Raw genomic sequence first — 25,145 nt, forward strand, 5'->3', positions numbered from 1 at the left:
ATTAAGCCTCCTCGGTCTTGCTCAGTCCACCAAACCTACGGTCACGGCCCTGATAGGCCAAAATGGCGTCGACAAGGCCCCAACGATCAAAGTCGGGCCAATAGGTATCGGTGACGTAGAACTCGGAATAAGCTACCTGCCACAGCAGATAGTTCGAAAGGCGCAGCTCACCAGAGGTGCGAATCACAAGCTCAGGATCGGGAAGACCGGCGGTATAGAGGTGGGAAGCCACCATGTCGTCATCAATTGCGGCAGGATCGATCTTACCGGCGGCAGTGTCGAGTGCGATTTGACGGACAGCGCGGGTAATCTCGGCACGCGCGCCGTAGTTGACGGCAAGCGCCAGCGTCATACCGGTGTGATCGGCGCACTCGGCAAGACCGCGTTCAAAAACGTCGCGGGTCTTCTTGGGCAGCGCGGAAATGTCACCCAAAATGACAACGCGCACGTTTTCGCGCTTCAGAAGCGGCAGCTCGTCGATGAACGTCTTGGCAAACAGATGCATCAAAACGTTGACCTCATGCTGCGGACGGTTCCAGTTTTCGGTAGAAAACGCATAGGCCGAAAGCACGTCGACGCCCAGACGCACGCAGGCGGTAATAATCTCGCGAAGGGAGACGATACCCGCCTTGTGGCCCTCGGTGCGTGCGAGACCGCGCGACGTGGCCCAACGACCGTTACCGTCCATGATGCACGAGATATGGTGCGGAATGTTATTGAGGTCAAGGTCGGAAAAACCGACGCCCGCAGGGGCGTCGGCAAAGTACTCGACCAGTTTATGCTCGTCGTATTGCACCTTAGATCTCCATGACCTCGGCTTCTTTTTCCTTCAGAAGCTCCTCGACCTTGGCGACATACTCATCGGTGTGCTTCTGGACCTTGGCCTGCTCGCGACGGACATCGTCCTCGGTGAGCTCCTCATCGCGCTCGAGCTTATTGTTGAAGTCGCGACGGATGTTACGGATAGACACCTTGGCCTGCTCGGCGTACTCGCGGCACTCCTTGACGAGCTCGTGACGGCGCTCCTCAGTGGGAGCCGGGAACGGAAGACGAACGACGGTGCCATCAGAGTTGGGGGTAATACCCAGATCGGAAGCGCCGATGGCCTTGACGATAGCATTGATGAGCGCCTTATCCCACGGCTCGATGAGCAGCATGTGGGCCTCGGGGGTCTTGACGGCGGCAACCTGAGTGACCGGCGTGGGAACACCGTAATAATCGACGGTGATGTCGGACAGAATGTTGGCATTGGCGCGGCCGGTACGAACCTTGGAGAAGTTATGCTTGAGGGACTCGAGCGACTTGTCCATATGGGCGGTGATGTTCTCTGCCATGCTTAATCCTCCTGATAGACGAGCGTGCCGACGGGCTCACCCGAAAGCGCGCGCTTGACGGTGTCCTCGCCATCGATGTTGAGGACCAAAATCGGCATACGGTTATCCTGGCACAATGCCGTAGCCGTGGAATCCATAACCTGCAGGCCACGGACGAGCACCTCGTGATAGGTAATCTTGTCAAAACGGACGGCATCGGCGCACTTGACGGGATCCTTGTCGTAGATGCCGTCAACCTTGGTGGCTTTAATCAGAATCTCGGCGCCGATCTCGCACGCACGAAGAGCCGCGGCGGTGTCGGTCGTAAAGTATGGATTGCCCGAACCGGCGGCAAAAATAACGACGTTGCCCTTGGAAAGGTGGTTGATGGCGCGACGGCGAATATAGGGCTCGCAGATCTCGTTCATCTGGATAGCGCTCATCACGCGGCAGGGAACATCGTTATGCTCGAAGGCATCCTGCAGGGCGAGCGCATTCATAACGGTTGCCAGCATGCCCATGTAGTCGGCCTGAGCACGCTCCATGCCACCGGCAGCGCCTGCCATGCCGCGGAAAATATTGCCGCCGCCGACAACGACGCCGACCTCATGGCCAACGGCGAGCAGCTCCTTGACCTGCTTAGCAAGATGGTCGGTAACCTTGGGGTCGATGCCATATTGGCCGTCGCCCATCAGCGCTTCGCCGGAAAGCTTAAGAAGCACGCGTTTATATCGGATGTCGGACAAAGCGATCCTCCTTTAGATTGAACTCTCAACATTCTATCAAAGGCTCTAAGAAGAGCCATGAAAAAGCAGGCTGTGAGTAAAACCCACAGCCTGCTCATTACCAGCTACAAGAGCTTATTTACTCGCCACGGACCAGACGGTCAAAGGCAACGACGGTAATGGTGTCGCCGAGCTCCTTGGAGACCTGCTCAGCGTACTTCTTGATGGTGAGGGAGCTGTCCTTGATGAACTCCTGCTCGGTGAGCACGGACTGCTTGTAGAACTTCTCCAGACGGCCGACAGCCATCTTCTCCTGGATAGCCTCGGGCTTGCCGGACTCGGCAGCCTGGGCCATGTAGATCTGCTTCTCGTGCTCGACGGTCTCGGCCGGAACCTGATCGCGGGTAGCGCAGATCGGGGCGACGGCAGCAACCTGAAGGGCAACGTCGTGAGCGAAGGTCTTGAAGGACTCAGCCTGAGCGGTCTCGGCCTTCTCGAAGGCGAACTCGACGAGGACGCCGATCTTACCACCCATGTGGATGTAAGAAGCGAGCGCGCCGTTCTCGGCCTTGCGGGCAGCGAAGCGGGAGATCTTCATGTTCTCGCCCATGATGTGAATCATCTCGGTGAGCTCAGAGGAAACTGTCTCCTCGCCCATCGGCTTCTCGAGCAGAGCGTCGACGTCAGCAGGCTCGGTGGTAGCGACAACCTCAGCGACCTTGGAAGCAAAGCCGGTGAACTTGGCGTTGGAGCCAACGAAGTCGGTCTCGCAGGAGAGCTCGAGCAGAGCGCCGGTCTTGCCATCCTCGGAGACGAACGCGGCGACAGCGCCCTCGTTGGTCTCACGGCCAGCCTTCTTGGCAGCCTTGGCAAGGCCGTTCTTACGCAGAACGTCGACAGCGGCGTCCATGTCGCCGTCAGCCTCGACGAGAGCCTTCTTGCACTCCATCATCGGGGAGTCGGTCATCTCGCGGAGCTGCTTGACCATAGCGGCGGTAATCTGGGCCATTGTGGTTCCTTTCAAAGAGATGAAAAAGAATTAACTAAGACTGATTTACTCGGCCTTGGGCTCAGCGGCCATCTCGGCCTCGGAGACCTGCTCCTTGCCGGAGCCAGCGAGGCAGGCGTCAGCCATGAGCTCGCACATAAGGGTGACAGCGGAGATAGCGTCATCGTTGCAGGGGATGCCGTACTCGACCTCGTCGGGATCGGAGTTGGTGTCGATCAGGGCGACGACGGGGATGTTCAGGCGCTGAGCCTCCTTGATGGCGTTCTCCTCGCGCTTGGTGTCGATGACGAAGAGAGCCTGGGGCAGACCCTTCATGTCGCGGGCGCCACCGAGGTTGGTCTGGAGCTTGGTGAGCTCCTTGCCGAGAACAGCCTGCTCCTTCTTGGGCAGAACAGCCATGCGGCCGTCCTCGACCATGGCCTCGAGCTCCTCCATGCGGTTGATGCGGGAGCGGATGGTGACGAAGTTGGTCAGCATACCGCCGAGCCAACGCTGGTTGATGTAAGGCATGTTGGCGCGCTCAGCAGCGTTCTTGACGGCCTCCTGAGCCTGCTTCTTGGTGCCGACGAACAGCACGTTGCCGCCCTTAGCGACGTTCTTGACGAAGGTATAGGCCTGGTCGGCGTCGAGGATGGTCTGCTTGAGGTCGAGGATGTAGATGCCGTTGCGCTCACCAAAGATGAACGGCTTCATCTTGGGGTTCCAGCGACGGGTCTGGTGACCGAAGTGGCAGCCGGCCTCGAGCAGGGTGCGGATATTAATCTTGGTAGCCATGTTAAACCTCCTGTGGTTTGCCTCCGCGCGGGGTCATCCTCCAAAACCAACCCGGACATGTGCTACCAAAGCCCGGGCACCACGGTATGAAGTAGCCGCGCGTGCGTGATAAAAACATGTTGCCGTGAAGCAACCCGATGAATGATAGCAGGAATGCTTCTTCCTGCCAACCCGCAATCAAAACCACACACCTCGGTGCGGCGCGGGACGTCCCAGCCACTATTCGCCGCGGGGATGGGCTTGAGCCACGGCACGCTTGAGCCGATCGGGCGTGAGATGCGTGTAGATTTGCGTCGTGGACAGGCTCGCATGACCCAGCAGCTCTTGAACCGAGCGCAGGTCCGCACCGCCCTCAAGCAAGTCGGTCGCAAAGGTATGGCGCATCGCATGCGGGGCGATGTCGGCCGGAATGCCGGCGAGCGTCGCCAGCGTATGGAACCGCCGCCGGAGCATGGCGGCGCTCATGCGATTGCCACGCGCCGATATAAGCAGCGGATGCGGCCCAGTAGCGAGGTCGCGGCGCTTTGCCTGAGCGAGCAACTCCGGCCTCCCCTCCTCAATATAGAGACGCGTCACATCGAGCGCACGACGATACAGAGGGACGATACGCTCCTTGCTCCCCTTGCCCCAAAGTCGCAGCGTTCGCTCGGACCAACCAATAGACTCCACGTTGAGCGCCGCGAGCTCCGAGATTCGCGCGCCGGAGGCATAGAGCAACTCAAGCATCGCCGCATCGCGCAGTCCCGCGGGCGTCGAGGTATCAGGCGTCTTGAGCAGCGCCTCAACCTGCTGGGTCGTAAGGACACCCGGCAGGTCACGCGGCAGCTTGGGCGATGCGATCGCCGAGACCGCATCGCCCTCGACAATCCCCTCGGCAGCCATCCAGCGATAGAGAGATCGAATAGTCGACAGGTGCGCCGCAAGCGTTCGGGGAGCCACCTGCTCACGCGAAAGCTCGGCAAGATAGCGACGAATGGTGCGCACGTCGGCAGCGAAAGCATCGATATCCTCGCGCTCGCACCAGGCAGCGAAGCGCTCCAGCCTCGAGCCATAGGCCGTCACCGTGTTGGGAGAAAGTCCCTCGACGCGTGCGATATAGGCGATAAACGAGTCGACGGTGTCGTACAGGTCAAAGGCTATGACCGGTCGCCTCCAAACAAGTCGGAACGCGTGGCCAAGTAGGCATCGAGGGCCTCGAGCGCACGGTCCGCATAGGCCTGGTAGCGGTCGCGCTTGCTGCGGCGCTTACCATCCTCGAGCGGCGGCACCAGGCCAAAGTTGACATGCATGGGCTGATAGCCCACGGTGGCAGGATCGGTCGCATAGCCCACGAGCGCACCCAGGGCGCCCACACGCGGCAACTCGACGCCCGCGGCACCGATAGCCTCGGCATAGGTGTTGAGCGCCGCGAGCAGACCGGTCGCCACGGCTTCCATGTACCCCTCGGTGCCGGTGATCTGACCGGCCAGGCGCACACCGGTACCGGGCACGGCAAAGGTGCCATCGAGCACATGCGGGGCGTCGACAAAGGTATTGCGGTGCATGACACCGTAGCGGAAGAACTCAGCGTTCTCCAGGCCCGGCACCATATGGAAGACGCGCTTCTGCTCGCCAAAGGTCAAGTTGGTCTGGAAGCCCACCAGGTTATAGGCGGTCTTCTCCTTGTTCTCGGCACGCAGCTGAATCGCCGCCCAGGGGCGACGTCCGGTACGCGGGTCGGTGAGGCCGACGGGCTTCATGGCGCCAAAGCGAATGGCGTCCTTGCCGGTGCGCGCAACTTCCTCGGCAGGCTGGCAAGCCTGGAACAGATCGCCGCCCTCAAAGTCTTTGAGCACCACGCGGTCGGCCGTGGTAAGCGCCTCGATAAAGGCCTCGTACTCCTCCTTATTGAGCGGAGCGTTGAGATAGTCGCCGCCCCCCTGCTCCTCGTAGCGCGACTGCGAGAACAGCACGTCCATATCGAGCGTGGAGGCATCGACGATCGGCGCCGCCGCATCAAAGAATGCCAGGGCATCGCCACCGACGAGCTTCATAACCTCTTCGCTCAGCGCCGGTGAACACAGCGGGCCCGCGGCAATGACCACGTGACCCTCGGGAATCTGCGTGACCTCGCCGTGCACGACCTCGATATTGGGACGAGCGGCAACCTCGGCCTCGACAAGCTCGGAAAACTTGACGCGGTCGACCGCCAGGGCACCGCCGGCGGGAACAGCCGCGCGATGGGCGCAATCGAGCAGGACTGAACCCATGCGCTCAAGCTCGGCCTTCAGCAAACCAGCCGCGGAATCCGGACGGGTCGACTTAAACGAATTCGAGCAGACGAGCTCTGCCAGGTGATCGGTATGGTGAGCCGGGGAGCTCACCTGGGGGCGCATCTCGCACAGCTTTACGGCAAAACCGCGATCTGCCAGCTGGATCGCGCACTCCGAACCCGCCAGACCGCCACCGATAACTGTCACCTGATCGAACTGCATCTGCAAACACCTTTCTAATTGACACGTTTTCCATTGTGACCGAAGGGTGTCTGGGCGTGAAGGGCAAACTTGGAGGGCGCATACCTTCCATCCATCATGCGCTCGATAAGACCCTCGAGTTCAAGCGAACCCAAGAGTTTGAGTACGCCGACAGCATCGAGCGAGACGAGCGCCGCGATGTCGTCGACCTTGAGCGGAGAGGCGATGAGCGCATGCATCACGGTCTGCTGCGTTGGATCCAGGTCGGCAATGCCGGGAGCATCGGGGCGCGAGTAGCGCAGGGTTCCGTAGATGCGTGAGATAGCCATCTCGATAGATTCCTCGTCGACGATGCAGCAGGCACCGTTCGCAATGAGATAATTCGTGCCACGCGACTCGGGCGATAGAATCGACCCCGGCACGGCAAGAAGTTCGCGCCCCAAATCCATAGCAGCCTCGGCTGTGGAAAACGTCCCAGAAGGCATACCCGCCTCGGATACAAAGAGGGCTTGCGACAGGGCCGCGATTACGCGATTGCGGCGCGGAAAGGCGAACTTGCGCGGACCCATGCCCCACGGAGAGATCGACACGACCGCGCCACCCGTATCAAGCGTGCGCGTAATCAGCCCCGCGCTCGAACGCGGGTAGACCACGTCGGCGCCCGTCCCCAGCACCACAACGTGTTTGCCGCCGGCGTTGACCGCAGCCCAACCCGAGGCCTGGTCACAACCGACCGCACCGCCCGAAACTACCGTCACTCCCGCCTCAACCGCCACCTTCGCCGCAAGCTCTGCCACGGCAAGACCATACGGCGAGGCCTTTCGCGCACCGATGATGGAGAGCGCGGGCGTCGAAAGCGCCTCGGGGTTGCCGCGCACATAGAGCGTCTGAGGTACATCAGAAAGCTCCAAAACGGTCTCGGGATACAACGCGTCACCTGGATGCAGCTCGAAGGTCCCCTCAGCCATCATTGGTCCCTCCTTCCCTGGTACATCGCCGCCTCGAGCACGTGGTCCTGCGTCACCTGCTCGCTCTCGGCGACATCTGCGATCGTGCGCGCAATGCGAACAAGGCGCACGATGCCACGCCCTGTGAGATGCGTGCGCTTCGACAGGCCGAGCACACACTTCTCCGCCGCATCATCGAGCTCAAAGGTCGAAACGACGCCGTCAATGGACCGTGTCTCGTCATCCTCGGCCTCGGCATCCGCATCGTCCATGCGGGATTCGCGCCAAGCGCGAAAGGCGCGACCGCGCACAACGTAGTCACGTAACTCGGCCGACGACATGCCCTCCGCACCCTCGATAATCACTTGAGGGTCGGGACGGGTCACATCGATCATCATGTCGATACGGTCGGCCAAAGGACCGCGCAGTTTAGACCGATAGCGCTCGACCATCGCCGCCGAGCAGCGACACGGCACCTCGCGATCGCCCAAAAAGCCGCAGGGGCAGGGATTGCTCGCAGCCAGCAGCTGAAAGCGCGACGGGAAGGTAAAAGCCCCGTCGACGCGTACGATCCTCACGTAGCCGCGCTCGATGGGCTGACGCAGCGTCTGCAGCACGCCAGTGGGAAACTCGGCAAGCTCGTCCAAAAAGAGCACGCCGCCATGAGCAAGGCTGATCTCACCCGGGTGCACCGGGCGCCCGCCGCCGATAAGGCCTGCGGTCGAAATACTGTGGTGGGGACTGCGGAAGGGGCGGTGCCCCGCCAACAAGCCATCAATGTTCTCACCCAAAACCGAATGGATGCACAGTGCCTCTTGCTGATCCTCAACGGAAAGCTCGGGCAGGATGCCGGTCATACGGCGTGCGAGCATCGTCTTGCCCGATCCCGGAGACCCGATCATGAGCAAGCCGAGTTCTCCTGCCGCCGCAAGCGCCATGCCGCGTTTAGCGACTTCCTGCCCCAGCACGTCGGCATAGTCGAGCTCGGGCTCAAAGGTCGCCTCGACACCCTCGGAATCCAAGTAGTGCCGTGCGGCATCGCCCATGCCGTGAGCAAGCTGAGACAGATGGTCGATAAAGCCGCAATCCACGCCCGCGAGTGGCACATGCTGGTCGGACCTGCCGGCGATAAAAGACAGCCCCATGTCGCGAGCCAATAGCTGAAACGCCACCTCGCCTTTGACAGGAAGCACCGTGCCGTCCAAGCCGAGCTCGCCGGCGATAAGACAACGATCGAGGTTGTCGCGGGGAATCTGACCATCGGCCGCTAGAACCGCGATGGCGATGGGCAGATCAAAGCCGCTACCGGTCTTGCGAATATCGCCGGGCGCCAGATTGACCGTAATGCCCGAGCGCGGGATCTCAAAGCCGGCCGAGCGCATCGCACAGCGAATACGACCACGTGACTCCATCACCTCCATACTCGGGATGCCGAGCATCTGAATGCCCGGAACGCCGCCGGCAAGCGAGACCTCGACCGTGACGTGAATCGCCTCGACGCCGCGGATGCAGGCCGCGTGAACGGCAAACGTCTCGAACGCCATCACGACACCTGCCAATCGAACGCGTTGTACTGGTGCTCGATCTCGGCAATATGCCCGTCGCGGATGGTGACGCCCACGGCATCGAAGCGAATCGCCTTGAGCGGATAATGCTCCATGAGATAGCAACTTGCGATGCGGCGGTAGCGGCGTTGCTTTTGGGCGTCCACGGCCTCCTCGGGAAAGACCCGCGTGTTGCAATCCAGCGCAACGCGTCTGGTCTTGACCTCGGCCATCACCACGACATCGTCGAGCTCATCGAGCAGCACCAGATCGGCCTCGCCCTCGGTGCAACGATAACCCTGCTCCAGCAAGGTGTAGCCGCGCTCGTTAAAGTAGTCGATGGTGATCAGCTCGCCCAGCATGCCCAGCTCGCGGGGACTGAGTCCCTTGATAAACTCGGGCGTCATCGCCCCGCAGTCGAGCTCGCCGTTTTCCCAACGCTCCTTGAGCTGCTGCGTCTTGCTCTTTTTGCTTGCGGCACTCATGGGGTCTCCTTTCCCGCACACTGCATTGCCCCGATGATGAGGGCACCTTTCATGCGGGTAAGTACCGAAAGCAAACCAAAAGCTGACCAAATGCCTTCAAAAAACGGGCCGTACGCAGCAATGGTGCTGCATACGGCCCGCTACCAGCAGGTTTATAAAACCCCAGAGGTCCCTGTCTCCACAATTGGCCTAGAAAAGGCGCTCAGTCTGCAGAAAGTTTCCGCAAAAGCTCACGCGATGCAGCGGACAAAGTCCATGTTTGCGAATGGCCTCGATGTGCTCGGGGCTCGCATAGCCCTTCGACTCGGCCAGATGGTACTCGGGGTACTCGGCGTCGTACTCGACCATCATCTCGTCACGCGTGACCTTGGCCATGATGGACGCTGCGGCGATGCAGGCGATCTTGGCATCGCCTTTCACCACATCGCGCTCGTTAGGAACAGCGCCCAAGGGGTTGCCATCCATGAGGACGCAGTCGGGCTCGAGCCCCGTATCGGCCACGGCGCCCGCAACGGCGGTACGGATAGCACGGGCCATGCCCATCTCATCGATATCCTTAGGCGCGATATGGCAAAAACCGATCGCCGTCGCCACCTCGGCAATCTTCACTGAGAGCAACTCGCGGCGCGCCGGCGTGAGCTTTTTGGAATCGTTAATGCCCCAGACGCGCGGCTCCATGGGAAGGCACACGGCACACACCGTCAGGGGACCGGCCACCGATCCGCGACCCACCTCGTCGACACCAACGACCACCCCATCGCCGCCAAACTCATGCATAAGCTCGTACATGTCATTGACGCGCTCGCGCTCGGCAAGTTCCTTAGCATGGCGTTTGAGGGCGCGTTCACAAGCCTTGATCACCTGCTGGCGCGGGTCCTCGCGATAATGCTCCACGAGGGCGGGGATCTCCTCAAACGTTGCGCTCGCTAGCTCTCCGGCAACCTGCGATGCCGAAACCGAGCTCGTCATATTGGCCATACCAGGCCCTCCTTGCATGCAAATCAGATAAAAAGAAGGGCCACCCGAAGGTGACCCTTACGTCCAAACGAGTGGACAGACGCTGCGATCTTCTTAGCGCTTCTCGGGGATGCGAGCAGCCTTGCCCACCTTGTCGCGGAGGTAGTACAGCTTGGCGCGACGGACGCGACCATGACGAACGACCTCGAGCTTGGCGATCTTGGGGCTGTGAAGCGGGAAGGTACGCTCAACACCGACACCGAAGGACATCTTGCGGACGGTGAAGGTCTCGCGGGCACCGGCGCCGGCCATGCGGATGACGTCGCCCTGGAAGACCTGGATGCGCTCGCGGTCGCCTTCCTTAATGCGGTAGTGAACCTTGACGTTGTCGGCGACGCGAACCTGAGGAATGTCCTCGCGGATCTGCTGACGCTCGATTGCGCGGATGTAATCCATGTGCAATTCCTTACTCTTCTAGAGGTGCCGTACCACCATGGCCGGCACGTAGTTGAACAAACGTATTCGAGTATACACGCGCGGGTTTCTGCTGCAAGAACAATTTTTTACGCAGACAAAAAGACAAAACCCGCACATGATAACCGCCCGTCTCACAAATGAGACGGGCGGCATGAAGGGGGGGCTACACTAGGCGTCTACGCCCAAAACGTTAGGCGGAACGCTTGGCCTCGAGCTTGGCCTGGGCGGCCGCAAGACGTGCGAGGGGTACGCGATAGGGCGAGCAGGACACGTAATCCACGTCGGCCACGTTAAACAGGCCCTTGATGGACTTGGGGTCGCCGCCGTGCTCGCCGCACACGCCAAAGTGCATGTCGGGATTGGTGGCGCGACCCTTCTCGACGGCCATGCGCACCAGCTCGAGTACCGCCGAGTCGATGGTCTCGAAGGGGTTGTTCTTCAAGATCTTCTTGTGCATGTACAGCGGGATGAACTTGGCCTCGGCGTCGTCGCGGGAGAAGCCGAAGGTCGTCTGCGTGAGGTCGTTGGTGCCAAAGCAGAAGAAGTCGGCATGATGGGCGATCTCGTCGGCAACCATGCAGGCACGCGGCAGCTCGAGCATCGTGCCCACGGGAATGTTGAGCTCGACGCCCTCCTCGGCGGATACCTCGGCGATGACACGCTCGATGACCTCGCGCGTCTGGACATGCTCGGCCGTGATGGAAACGAGCGGAACCATGATCTCGGGGCGCGGGTCGACGCCTTCCTTGATGAGGCGGGCAGCAGCCGTGGCGACGGCGCGAACCTGCATGAGCGGCAGATCGCTAAAGACGACGGACAGGCGCACACCGCGCAGGCCGAGCATCGGGTTGGACTCGACCATGCCGTCGATACGACGCAGGCGGGCGCGCAGGACGGCAAGCTCTTCCTCGCTGGCGCCAGCGGCTTCCTTCTTGGTGATGGCGACCTCAAGCTCGCGAGGATTATCCAGGAACTCATGAAGCGGCGGATCGAGCAGGCGAACGACCACATCGCGACCGGACATGGTCTTAAACATCGCCAGGAAGTCCTCGGTCTGAACCTTGAGCAGGTCGGCCAGGGCCTGCTGCTTCACGGCCTCATCGTCAGAAAGGATAAAGCTCTGGATGATGTTCTTGCGATCGCCCAGGAACATGTGCTCGGTGCGGCACAGGCCAATAGCCTCGGCGCCAAACTCGAGTGCGAGTGCAGCATCCTCGGGGTTGTCGGCGTTGACGCGCACATGGTTGGCATGGCCACAGGTCTCGTCCAGGCGAATCTCGTCGGCCCAGGACAGGATGGTGTCCAGGTCGCCGGTAAGCTCGGCGGAGACCAGGTCGACGGGACCGTCGACGACGATGCCCTGGGTGCCGTCGATGGAGATGACATCGCCCTCGTGCAGTACGCGGTCGCTGCCCTCGATGCGCACGACCTTCTCGGCGGCGTCGATGTGGAAGCGCTCAACGCCGCAGACGCAGGGCGTACCTATGCCGCGGGCGATAACGGCGGCATGGCTCGTCTTGCCACCGTGGCTGGTCAGGATGCCCTCGGCGGCGACCATGCCCTTCAGGTCGTCGGGGTTGGTCTCCCAACGAACCAGAATGACCTTGTGACCCTCGTTGGCGCGCGCGACGGCATCGTCGCTCGAGAACACGACCTCGCCCACAGCGGCACCAGGGCTGGCGTTCAGACCGCTGGCCAGAGCCTCGTACATCTTGGAGGCGTCGAACTGCGGGTGCAGGAGCTGGTCGAGCTGCGCGGGATCGATGCGGCTCACGGCCTCTTCGCGGGTGATCAGGTCTTCCTCGACCATTTCGATAGCGATGCGCAGGGCGGCGGTGGCGGTGCGCTTGCCCACGCGGGTCTGGAGCATCCAGAGCTTGCCCTGCTCGATGGTGAACTCGATATCGCACATATCGCGGTAATGATCCTCGAGCGTCAGGAACACGCGCTCGAGCCCCTCACCTGCGGACTCGAGGCCCGGGGTGGTCTTGAGGTCGGCGATGGGTTCGGTGTTGCGGATACCGGCGACGACGTCCTCGCCCTGGGCATTAACCAAAAAGTCACCGTAGAACTCCTTGGTGCCGTCGGCCGGATTACGCGTAAAGGCGACGCCCGTCGCAGAGGTCTCGCCCTTGTTGCCAAAGGCCATGGCCTGCACGTTGACGGCGGTGCCGAGGTCGTCGGAAATGCCATGCTGCTTGCGGTAGATGCAGGCACGCTCGTTCATCCAGCTGCCAAAGACGGCCTGGATTGCAAGGCGTAGCTGAAGCTCCGGGTCGTGCGGGAAAACGGGCTTGCCGTCAGCGACCTCGAGCTCGGGATACAGGGAGGCATCGACGTTCTCGGAGAAGATGCCCTTAAAGGTCTCGACGAGTTCCTGCAGGTCCTCGGCCGAAAGCTCGGAATCGACGCGAACGCCGGCGACCAGACGGGCCTGGGTCAGGGCGTTCTCGAACAGGTCGGCATCAACGCCCATGACGACATTGGAAAACATCTGGATAAAGCGGCGGTAGCTATCCCAGGCAAAACGCGGGTTCTGCGTCTGCGCGATGAGGCCCTGGACGGAATCGTCATTGAGGCCCAAGTTGAGGACCGTGTCCATCATACCGGGCATGGAGAACGGAGCGCCCGAGCGAACCGACACGAGCAGCGGATCGGAGGCGTCGCCGAGCTTTTTGCCGCAGCGGACCTCGAGGTCTGCCTCGGCGGCAACGATCTCATCGAGTGCGCCCTCGGGCCACACGTTGCCGGCACCGAAGTACTCGACGCAAGTCTGGCAGGTAATGGTAAAGCCACCGGGAACCGGCAGGCCGATACGGCTCATCTCGGCAAGGTTAGCGCCCTTGCCGCCAAGCACGAAGTTCATGGACTTGTCGCCCTCGGTGACACAGGTGCCCTGGGCGTCGGTTCCAAAACGGTAAACCCTCTTGCAATCGCTCACGATACTTCCCCTTCCATGCGCTTACGCGCACGACCGTGGTAACGAATCGACCCGTCAGATGCGGGCCGTGAGGGAACTATACGGCGGGTTTTGAGCAGGCTTAAGCAGAGGGTGCGCGGTTTGGTAAACGTGCTAAAACTGGCGGTAAACGGTAGGTAAAGGTGGTTACCTTATGAAGATATCACTGTAAGAAAGTGCAGGTCAGATGCGATATTTTTGCTAAATCGCTTTATCAAAATGCTGCTACTATTAGGTTCGACGGGCGGCGCGGCGGGCACGGGCTTCTTGGATTTCCTCCAAGTGGCTGATGATCTCGGAGGCGCTCTCCTCGATGGCCTTGCCGTCGGTACGTACCACAAAGCAGCCTAGGCGCTTCATGAGCGCACGGGCTTCCTCGAGCTCGCTGTGCACGCTCTCGGGCTCGGCATAGGAGCCGGCAACGGCACGAGCGTAGTCATTGCCCAAGCGGCTATCGCGAATTTCGGAAATCACATCGACGGTCGAAATCAAGCCGAACAGGCGCATCGGGTCAACCTCGTAAATCGACTTTGGCGGCTCCATGCCATGGGCCAACGGAACATTGGCAACCTTGTAACCTTGATAGGCCAGATACATCGACAGCGGCGTCTTGGATGTGCGCGATACGCCCAGCAGCACGATATCGGCACCTGACAGATCGTCGCAACCGCGCCCATCATCGTGCTCAACAAAATACTCCATGGCCTCGATACGATGGAAATAGCGGTCATCGGTCCTGTGAATCACGCCCGCGACGCCCTTGGGCGACACACCGATAAGCGACGACAGCACGGCGAGCGTCGGGCCAATCAGGTCGACCGAGCGAATATGCAACATACCAAGGTAATCGAGCACACGAGCACGTAGCGCCGGGTCGACAATGGTATGGAACACGGCAATATCGCGATGGTCCGCATCAACGCGCGGGCCCACAAACGATTTAACCTGCTCCACAGAGTTCACCTTGGGCAGGCGCAAGAGACGAAAAGCCCCTTCATCAAATTGCCCGGACGCCGCAAGCACCACCTCACAAGCGGTATCGCCGAGTGAATCGGAGATAACGATAACGGTGGGACGAGCGGTGACCGGGCAATCCATGCGGGGCTCCTTTTGCGCTTATGCGCAGGCTAGCTTACTTTTTGCGGGCAAGCTCACCGATGTTGGCGATGCCGGAGAAAACGGCCTCGAAGCGGTTGAGCAGCTTAAGGCGATTATCGCGGAGCTGCTCGTCCTTGTCCATGACCATAACCTCGTCGAAGAAACGGTCGATGGGCGCGCGCAGGGCGGCAAGGGCGGCAAATGCGGCCGGGTAATCCTCGGCAGCAAGGGCGGCATCGACAGCGGTCTGAGCAGCCTCGGAGGCATCGGCAAGCGCGAGCTCGGCCTCGCCCATCAGGCCGCGGTCGTACTCCGCACCCAGCTCGGGCTTGGAGATGTGTGCGGCGCGGGCATAGGCGGTCGCAAGGTTGTCGAACGTCTCGGCGTCGTTCTTGCGGGCCTCGTCGAGGGCGGCGCAGCGGGCGAAGAAGACGGACGGGGCGATGATGTGCACCGCGGAGACGGCGGCAACGGTATCGGCCGGGATCTTTTCGTCGCGGGCCATGCTCACCAGGCGGCCATGGAAGAAGTCGCGAACCTGCTGGGCGACCTTGGCGGCGTCGAACTCAATACCCTGCTCGCTATAGAGCTCGAGGGCGAAGTCGATGAGCGACGTGGGGTCGATCGGCAAGCGGTCGCGCAGGATGTTGATGATGCCGATAGCGGCACGACGCAGCGCGTAGGGGTCCGAAGAGCCAGTCGGGGGCTCGCCGATGGCAAAGATACCGGCGATGGTATCGAGCTTATCGGCGCAGGCCACGATGCAGCCAGCGGTGCCCTCGGGCAGCTCGTCACCGGCAAAGCGAGGACGATAGTGATCGCGAATAGCATGAGCGACCTCGTCGTTCTCCCCCATCGCGGTCGCGTAATAACCGCCCATCACGCCCTGCTGGCTCGTGAACTCGACGACGGCGTTGGATACCAGGTCGGCCTTGCACAGGTGCGCGGCGCGAGCGGCATCGGCTGCCAGGTGAGCACCCAGGTGTGCCTCACGGGCAATAGCGAGCGCGAGCTGCTCGATGCGCTCGGACTTGGCGAGCACGCTACCGAGCTTCTCCTGGAAGGCAACCTTGGCCAGACGCTCGCGGAACTCGTCGAGGGAGATCTTCAGGTCCTCCTCGTAGAAGAACTTGGCATCGTCCAGACGGGCACGCACAACGCGCTCGTTGCCGTCGATCACGCGCTCGGCGTTCTCGGGCTTGCTGTTGGAGACGACCACGAACTCACGCGTGAGCTTGCCCTCGCCGTCATAGATCGGGAAGTAGCGCTGGTTGGTGAGCATGGACTCGCAGATAATCTCGTGCGGGACCTTGAGGAACTCCTCATCGAAGGTACCGACGAGCACCGTCGGCCACTCGCAGAGGTTAATGACCTCCTCGAAGACCTTCTTGGGCGTATCGACATGGCAGCCGGGACGGGCAGCCTCGACCTCGGCGATACCGGCGAGGATGGCCTCACGACGACGCTCGGCAGAGAGCACGCCGGCGTCCTCGAGCACTTGCTCGTAGACGGCGGGGCTGGCGACCACATGGTCACCGGGGCCAAGTGCGCGATGACCACGCGTGGTGTTGCCACTCGTCACGTCGGCAAACGACACGGGCACAACATCCTCGCCCAGAAGGCAGCAAATCCAACGGACCGGACGAACAAAGGTAGCATGCTCGTGACCCCAGCGCTGGGAGCGGTAGTTGGGCCACTGCAGGCCGGCGATGGTCTTCTCGCACAGGGCCGTCAGGATCGGGGTAGCCGGTGCGGAGGGAATGTTCTTCTCGGCGAACACATACTCGCGACCGTCAGTGTCCTCGCGACGGACCAGGTCCTCGGCAGCCACACCGCACTTGCGGGCGAAGCCTTGGGCGGCCTTGGTGGCGTTACCGTCAGCGTCGAAGGCAATGTTGGCCGCGGGGCCACGCTTGACCTCGTGAACCTCGTCGGTCGCGGTGGCGACATCGGCAACGAGTGCAGCCAGGCGGCGCGGGCTCGAGATCACGCGGACCTCGCCGTGGGCCAGACCGGCCTCGTCGAGACCCTTGGCGATCATGGTGCCAAGCTGCTTGACGGCATTGTTCAGCGGTGCAGAGGGCATTTCCTCCGTACCGATCTCAAACAGGAAATCCTTAGCGTCTGCCATGGCTTACGCCACCTCGCCTTCCTGGTCGGCATTCTCGTTGACTCCGGCGACCTCGGCCATGTAGGCCTCGCAGCACGCCTTGGCGACGGCGCGGACGCGCAGGATGTAGTTGGCACGCTCGACTGCGGACAGAGCGCCGCGGGCATCGAGCAGGTTGAAAGCGTGGCTGCACTTCATGACGCAGTCATATGCCGGCAGCGGCAGCTTGCGCTCCAGACAGGAATGGCACTCGGCCTCGTAGTCGTCAAACTTCTGACGCATCATCTCGACGTTGGCGACCTCAAAGTTGTAGGCACTGAACTCGCGCTCGTTCTCGAGGAACACGTCGCCATAGGTCATGGGCGTACCGTCGGGCAGGTAGCTCCACACCAGGTCGTAGACCGAGTTGACGCCCTGGGCGTACATGGCGATGCGTTCCAGGCCATAGGTGATCTCGACAGGAACGGGGTCGACCTCGATACCGCCCACCTGCTGGAAGTACGTAAACTGCGTGACTTCCATGCCGTTGAGCCAGACCTCCCAGCCAAGGCCCCAGGCGCCGAGCGTCGGGCTCTCCCAGTCGTCCTCGACAAAGCGGACGTCATGGTCGTTGGGGTCCAGACCGATAGCGGCAAGAGACCCCAGGTAAAGCTCCTGGGCGTTGACCGGAGAGGGCTTGATGAGCACCTGGAACTGATAGTAGTGCTGCATGCGGTTGGGGTTCTCGCCGTAGCGGCCGTCGGCGGGACGGCGGCAAGGCTGCGCATAGCAGGTGCGCCACTCGGCGGGACCGAGCGAGCGCAGCGTGGTCGCGGTATGGAAGGTACCGGCACCGACCTCGGAGTCATAGGGCTGCATAATGACGCAGCCCTGCTCGCCCCAGTACTGCTGGAGGCGCAGGATGATGTCTTGGAAGGAAAGCGATGAAGCGTTCATGCCTCTAATATCCCCTCGTCGAAACGATTACACGGTTAGGTACTGTACTATAGCGGTTTTTAGTCGATAGCGCCGATGCGGTTGAGCGGCCAGTAGCGCACGAGTGCCACGGCGATCAAATCAGAGCGATCGACGGGACCAAAGTAGCGTGAGTCGGCAGAGTTTTCGCGGTTGTCGCCCATCACCCACACGCACCCGTCGGGAACGGTGTAGGGATAGCTTACCTGAGCACCGGGCGCTTGGACCGAAAGTGGCCAGCTCATGCCCGTCGTATAGTCCTCGTCGAGCGCTTGGCCGTCAACGACCACCTTGCCATCCTGCAGGTCGACCGTCTGGCCGGCCGTGGCAATAACACGCTTGACAAGAACATCATGCTCGGAGGTGCCATCGGGGTTGTGGAACACCACGATATCGCCCTGCTTGACGGGCTGACCGAGCTCGAGGCTCACCTTTTGTGCCAGGATCTGGTCGCCAATCTCGATCGTGGACTCCATGGAGCCGGTGGGCACCACAAAGGGCTCGACCACAAACGAGCGAATCAAAAAGGTGGCGACCAGTGCGATCGCGATGACCGCGATCCACTCAAAAGCGCCCCTCAACGCGGAATGCTGCGATGGAACCATTCTCACTCCTCGCTCTGCGAATACGAAGCGTCCAAAATCTCCTGCGCGTACGCACGCTCCTCGGGCGTAAGGCGCGCCGTCTCGATCAGATCGGGACGCCAGCGGCAGGTGCGCTCGATGGCGTTCTTGCGACGCCAGGCATCGACCTTGGCGTGATCGCCGCTCACAAGCACCGGCGGCACGCCCTCGCCGTTGAACTCGGCGGGGCGGGTGTACTGCGCGTACTCGAGCAGCCCTCCGTCCTCGGCGGTCGAGAACGACTCGTCGACGTTGCTCATCTCGTCGCCCAGGGCGCCGGGAATCAGGCGTACGACGGCATCGGCAACGACCATAGCGGGAAGCTCGCCGCCCGTGAGCACATAGTCGCCGATCGACAGACGCTCATCGGCATACGCATACGCGCGCTCGTCGACGCCCTCGTAGCGGCTGCACACAAACAGCAGGCGCTCACTTTTGAGCAGGCGCTCGGCCACATGCTGCGTAAAGGGCTCGCCACAGGGGGTGAAGAACACTACGGTGGGCTTGGGACCCTCGGAGCTGATGGCCTCGATGGCCTCGGCAATAGGCTCGACCTTCATGAGCATGCCCTGCCCGCCGCCGTACGGCTCGTCATCGACGGTACGATGGCGGTCGTGCGTCCAGTCGCGCAGGTCATACGCCTTAAAATCAAAAAGGCCGGCCTTGCGGGCGCGGCCCAAGATCGATGTGGACATGACGGGCTCAAACATCTCGGGAAAGACCGAAAGGGTCTCGATCAGCATGTTGTCCTCCCTACTTGTCCATATCGATCAGGCCGTCCATAACGTGGACGGAAATTGTTCCTGTGTCGGGAAGATCGAGCACGACCTGCTCGATCACGGGAATCAGCACCTCGCCGTACCGATCACCCTCGACAACCCAAACATCGTTGGCGGGCGTCGACATGATCTCGACGATCGTACCGAGCGAACCGAAGCGCTCGTCGACCACCTCGCGACCCATCAGGTCGGTATAGGCAGCGTCGAGCGAATCGAGCTCAAAGTCGTCACGATTTGCCAGCACGTAGCATCCCGTGATGCCCTCGGCGGCCGTCAAGTCGTCAATGCCCTCAAACGAGACCAGATCGCCATCGCCCGTATCGGTGACGGACACGACCGTGCAAAAGCGGTCGCGCTTGAGCGCCGGCGGCGTCAGGGCGACGCGCATACCCGGCTCTAATACAGAAGGAAGCCCCCGCAGCGGCTGCGCGAGGACCTCCCCCTTCCTTCCGTGCGGCTTGACCACACGGGCGATGTTTTTGTACTGGGACCTCAAGGTCCTAGCCCAGAACCTCTACCTCGACAGCAGTGTCGAGGCGAGCGGCCAGTGCACGGGCGAGCGTGCGAATGGCCTTGATGGTACGGCCACGACGGCCGATGACCTTAGCGACATCATCCTCGGCGACCGAAACCTCAATCGTAGAGGCGTCGTCACCATCGATGACCTCAAGGCTCACGGAATCCGGGTCGTCGACGATCTGAACAACGAGATATTCGACGAGATCGGCGATGCGATCTGAGAGCATTGCCTCACCCTCGAGCTGTGCAGCGTCAACCTCAGGCACGATTTACTCCTCGGCACCCTCAGCGGCCTCAGCGGCAGCCTTAGCGGCCTCGGCCTCTTTGGCGAGCTGCTTCTTGGACTTCTTGACGACGGTCTCAGTCTTCTCGCCCTCGTTGGCGGCCTTGACCAGAGCGGCGACGGCGTCGGTGAGCTGAGCGCCCTTGGACTGCCAGTCGGCGATCTTCTCGAGGTCGAGGTTGATGGTCTTGGGGGCGGTCATCGGGTTGTAGCGGCCAACCTCCTCGATGATACGACCGTCACGCGGGGCGCGGGAATCGGCGACGACGACACGGTAGTACGGACGCTTCTTAGCGCCGTGACGAGCAAGGCGAATCTTGACTGCCAAAGGAAACTCCTCCAACCAAGCAGCTTTAGGCTGCAACTACAAACAAACAGTTGAACATAATACGCCATCGACGCGGGCAGGTGAAGTCCGTGAGACCAACTTCTTCGGTGTAGTCGAGGGCAAATCCATATCTTAGACAAGAATTCGGGATTTGCAAGCACATACACGCACCCCACATGAGCTGCGCGGTATACTCATGACATGGAAAGACGCGAACATACATACGGTTATGAGGATGCCATGGGCGTCACGCCGCCTCCCTGGACGGGTCCGGCGGTGGGCCTGATGGACCTTGATGCGTTTTTTGCGAGCGTGGAAATGCTCGATCATCCCGAATGGCGCGGAAAGCCGCTCATCGTGGGCGGAGACGCCGATTCGCGTGGCGTCGTGTCCACGTGTTCGTATGAGGCACGTCGCTTTGGCGTGCACTCTGCCATGGCCTCGGCCGAGGCGCGGCGCTTGTGCCCGCAAGCCATTTGGACGCACGCGCACTTTGATCGCTACCGCGAGGTGAGCGCGCAGGTCATGGCGATTCTCGCCGACGAGACGCCGCGCGTTGAGCGCGTATCCATCGACGAAGCCTTTATCGATATCACGCCGGGTCGCTTTGCGCCCGAAGACCCGCTACTGGTTGCGCGGCATATAAGCGACCGCGTGGCAGCGCTGGGAGTGACCTGTTCCATTGGCGTGGGCTGTAACAAGACGGTCGCAAAGATCGCAAGCGAGCGGGATAAGCCGTTTGGGCTGACCATCGTGCGCCCCGGAACCGAGCAGCGCTTTTTGGCCGCGCTGCCGGTATCTGCCATGAGCGGCATCGGGCGCTCGGCCGAGGAGCGACTGCGCCGCATGCGCATCTACACCCTCGGCGAGCTGTCACGTGCACCGGAATCCACCTTGGCCTCTATTTTTGGCGTCAACGGCGAACGCATGCGCCAGCGTGCGCTGGGACTCGAAATCTCCGAAGTCACGAGTCTCGATGAGGAGCGCGAGGTCAAGTCGGTCAGCAATGAACGCACCTTTGCTAAAGATTTAACTGAGCGTGGGGATATTGAGGCGGCGATTGCGCTGCTGGGCGAGTCAGTGGGACGCCGCCTGCGCCGTCAGGGGCTGACGGGTGCCACGGTAACGCTCAAGCTTAAGTATTCGTATGGCAGCGGGCGTACGGCACAGCGCCGGCTGCCTCATCCGACCGACGATGAGAACATCTTCGTGGCGGTTGCGCTCGAGCTGCTCGACAATATCTGGCAGGAAGGCATGCATGTTCGCTTAGCGGGCATCGGCATGAGCGACTTCGACCACCAAGGCGGCATCCAGACCGACCTGTTCTGCGAGATCGATGACCGCGGAGCCCAATCCAGCGACCGACGCGACCTCTCCGTCGCCATCGACGCCGTCCGAGACAAATTCGGTGACACCGCCCTTTCCTTCGGCCGCCAATACCGCTTCAATGATTAACCGCCCTTGGGCAAAAAGAAAGCCGAGCAGGTGCGGAAAACCGCAACTGCCCGGCGATATGAGTGAGGATAGCTAAACCCCGTCTCAAATGAGCTACTAGAGGAGGTTGAGGGGGAGCTGGGGGGCGTCTCCCCAGAGTTTCTCGAGGCGGTAGAAGTCGCGGGCTTCGGGAGTGAAGACGTGGACGACAACCGAACCGTAGTCCATGAGCATCCAGGTCTTCTGCTCGCGACCCTCGATGGAGAACGGGTGCTCGCCGCAAGCCTCGGCGACCTTCTCCTCGATCTCGTCGACGATAGAATCGACCTGGCGGTTGTTGGTACCGGTGGCAAGCACAAAGTAGTCGCATACGTCGGAAAGCTCGGTCAGGTCGAGCACCTGAACGTCCTCGCCCTTCTTGTCGTAGGCGGCCTGCGCGGCGGCGCGGGCGACATCCTCGGCGGCGACACCGCTCGCGGACAGCGAGGCGGCAGTGCGGTCGGACGTGGCGACGAAGCTCTTGTGCTCCACACCTTCAAGAATCTGCTCATCGGTCATGGTCTCGTCGGCCATGGAATACCTCTTTCTAGACAGCCCGAGCTAGCGCAGCTGGGCGTAATGGTTGTAAATCGTAATAGCCGTGGGATAAAGATAGCGCCCGGACTGGATCACATAGACCAGACCCTGCGCAAAACAGGAGAAGAACAACTCATCGAGCGTCGACTCCCCCACCATCTTGCGCAGCGCATGCGCATAGTCGCCGTGGCGGTTGGGCTCGATGGCATCGGCCACAAAGACCACCATATCGAGCGGCGTCATGTCGCAGGCACCCACGGTGTGACGGTCGACAGCCTGGAAAACGGCCGGCGACAACTCGGGGAAAAGCTGCGGAAGCTCATAGGCGGCCACAGGGCCATGCAAAAGCGGCGTCGCAGCGGAAGGAGAGCCGGCAATCTTAATGCCGTAATGCAGAGCGCGCGTGACCAGCTCGTCATCGGAAAGCACCTTGTCCCAGTCGTGGATCAAGCCGGCGGCAGCGGCATCAAAGCGGTCGACGCCGTAGACCTCGGCCAGATGAAGTGCGGTCTCGGCAACACCCAGCGAATGCACATAGCGCTTGCGCTTATCCTTCATGCGAACATCGAGCAGCTCTTGAATGCGCTTGAGCAGCGCGCGCTCATCGCCCTCAAACTGATCCTCTACCGACAACGTAGACCCCCATCACTCAAAATCTTCTTGAACCAGATCGACATACAAACCGCGCTTGCGAATGTAGCCGAGCACAGACTCGCTCGTAAGATAGCGCACGCTCATGCCGCGGGCAACTCGCTTACGAATGTTCGTCGAGCTGATCGCCAGCGCCGGAATCTGAATATAGCGCACGTCGAACGGCAGCCCCGACTCTTTGATTCGGGCACGCGCCGTATCGATATCAAAGCCCGGTCGCGTCGCCGCAATAAAGGTAGCAAGCTCAGCGATTCGTTCGGCATCATGCCAAGTCACAATATCGATAATCGCGTCGGCGCCCGTAATAAAGTAGAGCTTTACCTGCGGCGGGTAAAAATCGCGAAGGGCATGAAGCGTATCGGCCGTATAGGTTACGCCCGGGCGGTCGATCTCGAACCGGCTCGCCAAAAAGGCCGGGTTCGCGGCGGTGGCGAGGACCGTCATGGCATAACGGTCCTCGGCAGGCGTCACCGGCTTGTCAAGCTTAAAGGCAGGAGAGCCCGCCGGCATAAAGAGCACAGCGTCCAAGTCGAGCGACTCGCGCGCCTGCTCGGCGGTCACCAAGTGCCCGTAATGGATGGGATCAAAGGTGCCACCCATAATGCCGAGCCTAAACTCCTGCCCGTCCTCTAGAGGAAGCTCGGGCAGACCGATTCCACCGCGCAGCGACATGGCTTACTCGCCCTCCGAGGTCTCGGCATCGTCCGCGGCATCCACCGCGTCGACAACCTCGACGCCCTCATCCGCAGCATCGGTCACGTCAATGGCCCCAACGGCAACGTCCTCGCCAGCATCCTCGAGCTCCTCGTACTCCGAGAAGTCCTCGGCGCCCTCAAAGTCAAAGGCGCGCTGGCAAATGCGGACCTCGTCGCCCGCACGGCAACCGGCCTTCTCGAGCGCGTCGTCAACACCCATACGCGCAAACTTATGCTGCAGGTAAATGACGGCTTCCTCATTTTCCCAGTCGGTCTGAATGACCATGCGCTCGATGGCACGACCGACCACGCGGAAGGCACCGGGCTCTTCCTGGACAATGCGGAAACGCTTCTCGCGCTGCAGACGGCGGCGCTCCCACTCCTCGTCGCGCAGATCGACCGGCTCATCAGCAACCGCCAGCTCGGCGCGAAGCTTAGCCACCTGCTCGCCCACGGCAAGCATCAGCGTGTTGAGGCCGGCGCCCGTAACAGCAGACACGGCAAAGAACATATGGCCATCGTCGAGCGCCGCACGCTTAAGGTCGGCAATCTTGTCAGCCGTGCCCGGCGCATCGCACTTGTTAGCGACGACGATCTGCGGACGCTCCGAAAGCTCGGCGCCATACTGCTCGAGCTCACGGTTAATGATGTGGTAATCCTCGACCGGATCGCGATCCTCAAAACCACCCGTCATGTCGACGACGTGCATGATCAGGGCCGTACGCTCAATGTGACGCAGGAACTGGTGACCCAGGCCCTTGCCCTCGCTCGCGCCCTCGATAAGACCGGGGACGTCGGCAACGACGTAAGAATATTCGCCGGCACGCACCATGCCGAGGTTCGGCACGAGCGTTGTAAACGGATAGTCGGCGATCTTGGGACGGGCGGCACTCATGCGCGCGATGAGCGATGACTTACCCACCGAGGGGAAGCCCACGAGCGCGGCATCGGCCATAAGCTTCATCTCGAGCTCGATCCAGTGTTCCTCGGCCGGCTCGCCCAGCTGAGCGAACGCGGGCGCGCGGCGCACCGACGTCACAAAGTGCGTATTGCCAAGGCCGCCGGCACCGCCGGGCGCCACGACAACGCGCTCGCCATCGTGAACGAGGTCGGCAATATCGAACATCGGGGTCTGCGTCTCGGGGTCGAGCTCGCGCACCACGGTACCCATAGGGACCTTGAGAATCAGGTCCTCGCCGCTCTTACCGTTACGACGGGCACCCTGCCCGTGTGTGCCGCGCTCGGCGCGGAAGTGATGCTTAAAGCGGTAATCGATCAGCGAAGACAGCTGGGCATCGGCCTGGATGACGACATTGCCGCCACGACCGCCGTCGCCGCCATCGGGGCCGCCCTTGGGGACAAATGCCTCGCGCCTAAACGACATGCATCCGGCTCCGCCGTCGCCGCCGCACACGTTAATGCGGCTGATATCGGTGAACTGTGACAACAGAA

General features: G+C 61.4%; 26 protein-coding genes. 1 reads left to right on the top strand and 25 read right to left on the bottom strand.

Annotation, left to right across the window (positions count from 1 at the left end; genetic code table 11):
• Position 1: 1 nt before the first annotated feature.
• The 21 genes from uppS to rpsP all read right to left on the bottom strand — a co-directional run bounded on the left by uppS (position 2) and on the right by rpsP (position 20,337).
• Positions 2-796 carry an undecaprenyl pyrophosphate synthase gene (uppS, locus tag GDJ93_RS06845; protein WP_152068229.1) on the bottom strand — a complete coding sequence of 265 codons (795 nt, stop codon included), beginning with the start codon at positions 794-796 and terminating at the stop codon, positions 2-4.
• Position 797: 1 nt separating this feature from the next.
• Positions 798-1,334: a ribosome recycling factor gene (frr, locus tag GDJ93_RS06850; protein ID WP_152068230.1), complete on the bottom strand. Its 537-nt coding sequence runs from the start codon at positions 1,332-1,334 to the stop codon at positions 798-800.
• 2 nt (positions 1,335-1,336) lie between these two features.
• Positions 1,337-2,059 (bottom strand): UMP kinase, encoded by a 723-nt coding sequence (gene pyrH, locus GDJ93_RS06855; protein WP_035138557.1) that lies wholly within the window; start codon positions 2,057-2,059, stop codon positions 1,337-1,339.
• Positions 2,060-2,177: 118 nt separating this feature from the next.
• Positions 2,178-3,047 (bottom strand): translation elongation factor Ts, encoded by an 870-nt coding sequence (gene tsf, locus GDJ93_RS06860; protein WP_022094736.1) that lies wholly within the window; start codon positions 3,045-3,047, stop codon positions 2,178-2,180.
• Between the two features lie 45 nt (positions 3,048-3,092).
• Complete coding sequence (gene rpsB / locus GDJ93_RS06865; RefSeq protein WP_006236109.1) at positions 3,093-3,821, bottom strand: 30S ribosomal protein S2; 729 nt, start codon at positions 3,819-3,821, stop codon at positions 3,093-3,095.
• A 219-nt stretch (positions 3,822-4,040) separates the two neighbouring features.
• Entirely contained in the window at positions 4,041-4,961 is a 921-nt protein-coding gene (locus tag GDJ93_RS06870; RefSeq protein WP_152068231.1) for a tyrosine recombinase, read from the bottom strand.
• Positions 4,958-6,295, bottom strand: a complete 1,338-nt coding sequence (gene trmFO, locus GDJ93_RS06875; RefSeq protein WP_152068232.1) for a methylenetetrahydrofolate--tRNA-(uracil(54)-C(5))-methyltransferase (FADH(2)-oxidizing) TrmFO — start codon at positions 6,293-6,295, stop codon at positions 4,958-4,960. The genes GDJ93_RS06870 and trmFO overlap by 4 nt, the downstream gene beginning before the upstream one ends.
• 14 nt (positions 6,296-6,309) lie before the next feature.
• Complete coding sequence (locus GDJ93_RS06880) at positions 6,310-7,242, bottom strand: DNA-processing protein DprA (protein WP_148331238.1); 933 nt, start codon at positions 7,240-7,242, stop codon at positions 6,310-6,312.
• A complete protein-coding gene (locus tag GDJ93_RS06885) occupies positions 7,242-8,765 on the bottom strand; it encodes a YifB family Mg chelatase-like AAA ATPase (protein ID WP_035138568.1) in 1,524 nt (507 codons plus the stop codon). The genes GDJ93_RS06880 and GDJ93_RS06885 overlap by 1 nt, the downstream gene beginning before the upstream one ends.
• Positions 8,765-9,250, bottom strand: a complete 486-nt coding sequence (locus GDJ93_RS06890; RefSeq protein WP_152068233.1) for a YraN family protein — start codon at positions 9,248-9,250, stop codon at positions 8,765-8,767. Before GDJ93_RS06890 ends, GDJ93_RS06885 begins: the two co-directional genes overlap by 1 nt.
• Before the next feature lie 189 nt (positions 9,251-9,439).
• Complete coding sequence (rnhB, locus tag GDJ93_RS06895) at positions 9,440-10,228, bottom strand: ribonuclease HII (RefSeq protein WP_152068234.1); 789 nt, start codon at positions 10,226-10,228, stop codon at positions 9,440-9,442.
• Between the two features lie 93 nt (positions 10,229-10,321).
• The gene (gene rplS / locus GDJ93_RS06900; protein ID WP_006236098.1) at positions 10,322-10,663 is read right to left on the bottom strand and encodes a 50S ribosomal protein L19; all 342 of its coding nucleotides are present in this window, start codon (positions 10,661-10,663) and stop codon (positions 10,322-10,324) included.
• A gap of 211 nt (positions 10,664-10,874) precedes the next feature.
• Positions 10,875-13,625 carry a pyruvate, phosphate dikinase gene (gene ppdK, locus GDJ93_RS06905; RefSeq protein WP_152068235.1) on the bottom strand — a complete coding sequence of 917 codons (2,751 nt, stop codon included), beginning with the start codon at positions 13,623-13,625 and terminating at the stop codon, positions 10,875-10,877.
• A 249-nt stretch (positions 13,626-13,874) separates the two neighbouring features.
• A complete protein-coding gene (locus tag GDJ93_RS06910) occupies positions 13,875-14,741 on the bottom strand; it encodes a pyruvate, water dikinase regulatory protein (protein ID WP_152068236.1) in 867 nt (288 codons plus the stop codon).
• A gap of 34 nt (positions 14,742-14,775) precedes the next feature.
• Complete coding sequence (gene glyS / locus GDJ93_RS06915; protein ID WP_152068237.1) at positions 14,776-16,872, bottom strand: glycine--tRNA ligase subunit beta; 2,097 nt, start codon at positions 16,870-16,872, stop codon at positions 14,776-14,778.
• A 3-nt stretch (positions 16,873-16,875) separates the two neighbouring features.
• Positions 16,876-17,787 (bottom strand): glycine--tRNA ligase subunit alpha, encoded by a 912-nt coding sequence (locus GDJ93_RS06920; protein ID WP_006236091.1) that lies wholly within the window; start codon positions 17,785-17,787, stop codon positions 16,876-16,878.
• Positions 17,788-17,846: 59 nt separating this feature from the next.
• Positions 17,847-18,410 carry a signal peptidase I gene (gene lepB, locus GDJ93_RS06925; protein WP_035138578.1) on the bottom strand — a complete coding sequence of 188 codons (564 nt, stop codon included), beginning with the start codon at positions 18,408-18,410 and terminating at the stop codon, positions 17,847-17,849.
• Positions 18,411-18,412: 2 nt separating this feature from the next.
• Positions 18,413-19,171, bottom strand: coding sequence for a tRNA (guanosine(37)-N1)-methyltransferase TrmD (trmD, locus tag GDJ93_RS06930; RefSeq protein WP_152068238.1), 759 nt, complete (start codon positions 19,169-19,171; stop codon positions 18,413-18,415).
• Between the two features lie 10 nt (positions 19,172-19,181).
• Positions 19,182-19,673, bottom strand: coding sequence for a ribosome maturation factor RimM (gene rimM, locus GDJ93_RS06935; protein WP_226812527.1), 492 nt, complete (start codon positions 19,671-19,673; stop codon positions 19,182-19,184).
• Between the two features lie 34 nt (positions 19,674-19,707).
• Positions 19,708-19,953, bottom strand: a complete 246-nt coding sequence (locus GDJ93_RS06940) for a KH domain-containing protein (protein WP_171021534.1) — start codon at positions 19,951-19,953, stop codon at positions 19,708-19,710.
• 42 nt (positions 19,954-19,995) lie between these two features.
• The gene (gene rpsP / locus GDJ93_RS06945) at positions 19,996-20,337 is read right to left on the bottom strand and encodes a 30S ribosomal protein S16 (protein WP_022094749.1); all 342 of its coding nucleotides are present in this window, start codon (positions 20,335-20,337) and stop codon (positions 19,996-19,998) included.
• A gap of 201 nt (positions 20,338-20,538) precedes the next feature.
• Here rpsP and dinB point away from each other — a divergent pair, with 201 nt between their 5' ends.
• Positions 20,539-21,792 (top strand): DNA polymerase IV, encoded by a 1,254-nt coding sequence (gene dinB, locus GDJ93_RS06950; protein WP_193221477.1) that lies wholly within the window; start codon positions 20,539-20,541, stop codon positions 21,790-21,792.
• Positions 21,793-21,888: 96 nt separating this feature from the next.
• Here the strand turns inward: dinB and rsfS are convergent, their stop codons facing one another.
• The 4 genes from rsfS to obgE form a co-directional block, all read right to left on the bottom strand.
• Positions 21,889-22,344 (bottom strand): ribosome silencing factor, encoded by a 456-nt coding sequence (gene rsfS / locus GDJ93_RS06955; RefSeq protein ID WP_035138582.1) that lies wholly within the window; start codon positions 22,342-22,344, stop codon positions 21,889-21,891.
• A gap of 27 nt (positions 22,345-22,371) precedes the next feature.
• On the bottom strand, positions 22,372-22,905 hold the full coding sequence (gene yqeK / locus GDJ93_RS06960; protein WP_193221482.1) for a bis(5'-nucleosyl)-tetraphosphatase (symmetrical) YqeK: 534 nt from the start codon (positions 22,903-22,905) through the stop codon (positions 22,372-22,374).
• Positions 22,906-22,992: 87 nt separating this feature from the next.
• Positions 22,993-23,670, bottom strand: a complete 678-nt coding sequence (gene nadD, locus GDJ93_RS06965; protein WP_152068241.1) for a nicotinate-nucleotide adenylyltransferase — start codon at positions 23,668-23,670, stop codon at positions 22,993-22,995.
• Positions 23,671-23,673: 3 nt separating this feature from the next.
• A complete protein-coding gene (obgE, locus tag GDJ93_RS06970) occupies positions 23,674-25,140 on the bottom strand; it encodes a GTPase ObgE (RefSeq protein ID WP_193221478.1) in 1,467 nt (488 codons plus the stop codon).
• Positions 25,141-25,145 lie beyond the last annotated feature (5 nt).

The organism is Collinsella aerofaciens, assembly GCF_902501475.1.
Lineage (GTDB): Bacteria > Actinomycetota > Coriobacteriia > Coriobacteriales > Coriobacteriaceae > Collinsella > Collinsella aerofaciens_AL.